Annotated in this window: 1 protein-coding gene; it reads right to left on the bottom strand. The window is 53.1% G+C overall.

Going from position 1 to position 853, the window contains the following annotated elements:
• Positions 1 to 853: Zn-dependent hydrolase (locus tag C7R94_RS29090; protein ID WP_369835037.1), on the bottom strand; the 853-nt coding region annotated here is incomplete at both ends.

Raw genomic sequence — 853 nt, 5'->3', positions numbered from 1 at the left:
TCGGGAATAATGTTGCGCGAATCCGGGAAAACCTCCAAGTGACCGACTGTACCGACTGTTGGCGCTTGTGGATCAAGCTTTGCCAGCTCGTTCACTGCCAAAATTACTTTTGCCGCCCCGACTAGTGCATCCTTTCTCATCGGCATCGGTACGGAACCAGCGTGCCCGGCAAAGCCGGTCAGCTCGACCGTCCACCACAAAGGCCCCGATATCGCCGACACGATTCCAATCGCTTCTTTTGCAGCATCGAGAATCGGCCCCTGCTCAATATGCAGCTCCAGATAAGCACCTATGCTGCCCTTTGGATAAATAGACGCTTCCAGGCGATCAGGGTCGCAGCCAAAATCAATCAATGCCTGCCTGCGTGTGACCCCGTTTTTGTCCGTCCGCTCCAAGTCTGTCGGGTCCAGCATGCCGAGAATGCCTTTGGAACCAAACAGTCCTTTTTGAAACCGGCATCCTTCCTCATCACAAAACGCAACGACTTCAATGGGCTGTGCAGGCATGAATCCCTGTTCTTTCAACGTCTGGACGACCTCCAGTCCCCCCAATACGCCAATCACACCATCGTACTGACCACCGTATGGCTGCGAATCGATATGCGAACCTATCATCAAGATCGGAGCTTGATCATCCTTCCCCGCCATCCGGCCAATCAGATTGCCGAAGTCATCGATCCGTGTCTGAAGGCCTGCTTCTTCCATCCAGCTACGCACCAGCTCTACGCCTGCCCGGTCTTCAGCGGACAAAGCGAGTCGACATACCCCCGTTTCACCTATTTTCCCGATTTGCGCCAATTGCTCGATTCGTTTTTGCAGTCTTTCTTCATTGATCGTAAGCTTTCTCACTTTTA

The organism is Brevibacillus sp. NRRL NRS-603, from assembly GCF_003013445.1.
Lineage (GTDB): Bacteria > Bacillota > Bacilli > Brevibacillales > Brevibacillaceae > Brevibacillus > Brevibacillus formosus.
The sequence above is the reverse complement of the archived record's forward strand: the minus strand, read 5'-3'. Positions and strand labels throughout refer to the sequence as shown.